This window comes from Nocardiopsis sp. TNDT3 (genome assembly GCF_003427465.1).
Lineage (GTDB): Bacteria > Actinomycetota > Actinomycetes > Streptosporangiales > Streptosporangiaceae > Nocardiopsis > Nocardiopsis dassonvillei.
The window spans coordinates 1-3,953 of sequence record NZ_QPFC01000563.1 but is presented as its reverse complement, the minus strand read 5'-3'; the positions used below and the strand labels follow the sequence as shown (position 1 = coordinate 3,953).

The window sequence follows — 3,953 nt, the reverse complement described above, 5'->3', positions numbered from 1 at the left end:
CCTCCGCGCCCCGCCCCGCCGACACCCCGGTGTGAATTCGTGTGCCCGGATCTGACATCATCCCAACTTGTACGTACACTCTGTACGGACAACATGTGTTCCGGCCTCCGACCTCCACGGGCCGCCCGCCGGGCCACCCCTGCGAACGGATACTTATGCGCGACGACCACGGGTCCCTGGTGCCCCTCTACCACTGGATGAACAAGATCCCCGGCGGGGCGATGCTGATCCCCCTGGTCCTGGGATCGGTCATCGGAACCTTCGCCCCCGGGGCGCTGGACATCGGCAGCTTCACCACCGCGCTGTTCAAGGACAGCGCGATGCCCCTGATCGCCCTGCTGATCTTCGCCACCGGCACCCAGGTCACCCTCCGCACGAGCGGCCCCGTCCTGGCCACGACCGGTGTCGTGCTCCTGGGCAAGAGCGTCATCCCCGGCCTGCTGATCATCGCGCTCGCCGCGGTCACCGGCCCCGAAGGCCTCCTGGGCGTGTCGATCCTGGCGATGATCTCCGCCGCCACCAACGCCAACGGCGGGCTGTGGCTGGCCATCACCGGCCAGTACGGACGCGCCCGCGACCGCGGCGCCTACATCGCCGGAGCGGTCAACGACGGCCCCTTCTTCACGCTGCTGTTCATCGGCGCCTCGGGCCTGGGCCAGATCCCGCTGACGACCCTGCTCGCCGCGATCATCCCGTTCGTGCTCGGCGTCGTCGTGGGCAACGTGGACACCCAGTGGCGCGACGTGCTCAAGCCCGTGCCCGGCATCGTCATCCCGTTCTTCGCCTTCGCCCTCGGCACGGGGATCAACCTGGCCGACGTGGCCCAGGGCGGGCTGACCGGCATCCTGCTGGGCGTGGTCATCACCCTGGTCACCGGCGGGTTCGTCTACCTCGGTTACCGGTTCCTGCTGCGGCGCGGCAAGGAGTCCGGCGTCGGCTTCGCCGCCGGCACCGCCTCCGGCAACGCCGTGGCCACCCCGGCCATCGTCGCCGCGGCCGACCCGTCGTTCGCCGCCTACGTGGGCACCGCGACCTCCCAGGTCGCCGCGAGCGTCCTGGTCACCGCCCTGCTGGCCCCGCTGGTGACCACGTGGGTCCTGCGCCGGGCCGGGGCCTCGCCCGCCGAGGCCGAGAAGGAGGAGCAGGCCCGCGCCGCCGCTTCGGCCGCGCCCGCCGAGGCCGAGGAGGACAACTCGTGAGCACACCCGAAGAGCCCCGTGTGGCCGTGGTCGCCGACGACCTGACCGGCGCGGGCGACACCGCCGTGCAGTTCCTGCGCGCGGGGTGGAGCACCGAGCTCCAGCTCTCCCCGGCCCCCTCCACCGCCGAGGTGGTGGCGGTCAGCACCGACTCGCGGGCGCTGCCCGCGAAGCGGGCCGCCCACGCCGCCGACGAGACCGTCCGGCGCCTGCGCGGGGCGGGCGCGGCACGCCTGTACAAGAAGGTCGACTCCACCCTGCGCGGCCCCATCCGCGCGGAGATCGACGCGACGCTCGCGGCCTGGTCGCCCGGCGCGGTCGCCGTGGTCTGCCCGGCCTTCCCGGCCACGGGGCGCACGGTCCGCGACGGGGTCCTCTTGGTCGACGGGGTCGAGGTGCACCGCACCGCGGTCGGCCGCGACCCGGTCACCCCGGTGACCGAGAGCCGGATCGCCGTCCTGCTGGGCGCCGAGCACGTCCGGCTCACCGGCGGTGACGCCCGCGCCGACGCCGAACTGCTGCGCGCCGCCGGCCCGGTCGTCGTCGCGGACGCCGAGACCGAGGAGGACCTGGACCGCCTCGCGGCGGCCGTCACCGCCCTGGGGCCGGACGCCGTGCCGGTGGGCTCGGCCGGGCTCGCCTCCCGGCTGGCCCGCTCCTGGGCCGAGCAGGAGGCCCCGGCGCCCGCGCTGGTGGTCGTCACCTCGCTGCACCAGACCGCACGCGGCCAGGTGGAGGAGCTGGTGGCCGACCCGCGCACCCGCATCGAGCAGCCCGCGCCGGGCGACCTCGCCGACGAGGAGGCGTGGCTCTCCTGGACCCGCGGGGCGCTGGAGCGCTTCGACCCCTCGACGGCCCACACGGCGCTGGTGGCGCCCGAGGACCGCGACGGGCAGCTCGACCCGGCCGCCGTGGCCCGCCGCATGGGCGAGTTCGCCGCCGCGCTGGCCGGACGGCACGAGCTGTCCGGGTTCGTCGTCACCGGCGGCGACGGGGCGCGCGCCCTGACCCGGGCGCTGGAGGCCCGCGCCATCGCCCTGACCGGCGAGGTCGCGCCCGGCATCCCGATCGGCACGCTGTCCGGCGGGCCCCGGCACGGCCGCGCCATCGTCACCAAGGCCGGGGGATTCGGATCCCCCACCGCACTACTGGAGGCCGCCGAGGCGGTCCGCCACCCGAAAGGCAGGAACGCTTGACTTCTCTCCCATTTGAAGCAGGGAGATTCTTCCCTCGCGGGTTGAGCTTTCTGCTTCGCAGCCGGTTGCCGACCCGAACTAACGGCGGGGGGCGGGGTACCGCCCATCGGTCTTACACCAGCTCCACAGACATCACTTTCCGCCAGCCCGGCGGTAGGCCGACCCGGACTTGGTTCTCGTGCGAGCCGACGCGAGCCAGGTTAGCAGTGGTTCACGGGTTCGGTGAATCTGGTGGGACGTGATCCGCTCGAGGGCGAATTACCTTTTCCCGTTTTACTCCACAGAGGTCCGATTCCTCCCTGGCCTGAAGGCCAGAGTTTCCTCGAAAGGATTCAGATGAGCCGTCCCACACTGGCAGTCACCCTGGGCGACGTGGCGGGGATCGGCCCCGAGATCACGGCCAAGGCGCTGCTGCACCACCCCGAGGTCCGCGAGTACGCCAAGCCGGTCGTGGTCGGTGACGCCGACGCGCTGCGCAACGCCGTCGCCGCCGTCGGCGGGGACCCGGAGGCGGTCAACACCGTCGCCTCCCCGGCCGAGGCCGCCGACGAGCCCGGCGTGATCGACGTCGTGCAGACCGGCCCCTCGCTGGGCCACGTCCCCCCGGGCGAGCTGAGCGCGGAGGCGGGCGACGGGGCGGCCCGGTTCGTCATCGCCGCCGTGGACCTGGCCAAGCGCGGCCTGGTGGAGGGCATCGTCACCCCGCCGCTGAACAAGGCCGCGATGCACCTGGGCGGCCACGCCTGGCCCGGGCACACCGAGCTGCTCGCGCACGAGTTCGGGGTGAAGGACTACAGCCTGGTGCTGTCGGCGGACGAGCTGTCCTTCTTCCACCTGACCACGCACGTGTCGCTGCGCCAGGCCATCGAGGGCGTCACCCAGGAGCGCACCCTCCAGGTACTGCGCCTGATGAGCGCCTTCGCCCGCGCCCAGGGCAGCCCGGACGAGCCCATCGGGGTGGCGGGCCTGAACCCGCACGCGGGCGAGAACCGCCTGTTCGGCGACGAGGACGCCGACGTCCTGGCGCCCGCGATCGCCCGCGCCCGCGAGGAGGGCATCAACGCCCACGGCCCGCTCCCGGCCGACGCCCTGATCCCGGCGGCGGTCAAGGGCAAGTGGAAGCTGGTCGCGGTCTGCTACCACGACCAGGGGCACGCGCCCTTCAAGGCGGTCTACGGGGACGACGGGGTCAACATCACCGCGGGCCTGCCGGTGGTGCGCGTCTCGGTCGACCACGGCACGGCCTTCGACATCGCGGGCCGGGGCATCGCCCGCGAGGCCAGCCTCGTGCTGGCGATCCGCCGCGCGGCCGAGCTGGCCCCCGGCTGGGGCCACGTCTGGCAGGCCACCCGCTCCGAGGGGTAGCCGGTCCGGGGTGCGCGCCCGTGCGCGCACCCCGGTCCCCGTGGTGCGCGGGGGACGCCCGCACGCCACCGCGGCCTCGACACCGACCGGCCTCCCGTGGGAAACCGGGGGCCGCATCCGCACACCGCCGTGTTCCCCCGGCCGACCGGCCCGCCTGTGGTGGGCGCCCCGCCCGTCCTGCGGGGCGCCCACC

3 protein-coding genes are annotated in these 3,953 nt (G+C 74.0%); all 3 read left to right on the top strand.

What is annotated here, in order from left to right; translation table 11 throughout:
* The first annotated feature begins 155 nt into the window (after nt 1-155).
* The 3 genes from DQW06_RS14475 to pdxA all read left to right on the top strand — a co-directional run bounded on the left by DQW06_RS14475 (nt 156) and on the right by pdxA (nt 3,760).
* Nucleotides 156-1,199, top strand: coding sequence for a 2-keto-3-deoxygluconate permease (locus DQW06_RS14475; protein WP_013153646.1), 1,044 nt, complete (start codon nt 156-158; stop codon nt 1,197-1,199).
* The gene (locus tag DQW06_RS14470; RefSeq protein WP_013153647.1) at nt 1,196-2,395 is read left to right on the top strand and encodes a four-carbon acid sugar kinase family protein; all 1,200 of its coding nucleotides are present in this window, start codon (nt 1,196-1,198) and stop codon (nt 2,393-2,395) included. Before DQW06_RS14475 ends, DQW06_RS14470 begins: the two co-directional genes overlap by 4 nt.
* 336 nt (nt 2,396-2,731) lie before the next feature.
* Nucleotides 2,732-3,760 (top strand): 4-hydroxythreonine-4-phosphate dehydrogenase PdxA, encoded by a 1,029-nt coding sequence (pdxA, locus tag DQW06_RS14465; RefSeq protein ID WP_013153648.1) that lies wholly within the window; start codon nt 2,732-2,734, stop codon nt 3,758-3,760.
* The last annotated feature ends 193 nt before the right edge of the window (nt 3,761-3,953 follow it).

Bases quoted from the DNA above. Each gene is read 5' to 3' on its own strand.
- pdxA (WP_013153648.1), top strand. From the start codon at position 2,732: ATGAGCCGTCCCACACTGGCAGTCACCCTGGGCGACGTGGCGGGGATC.
- DQW06_RS14475 (WP_013153646.1), top strand. From the start codon at position 156: ATGCGCGACGACCACGGGTCCCTGGTGCCCCTCTACCACTGGATGAAC.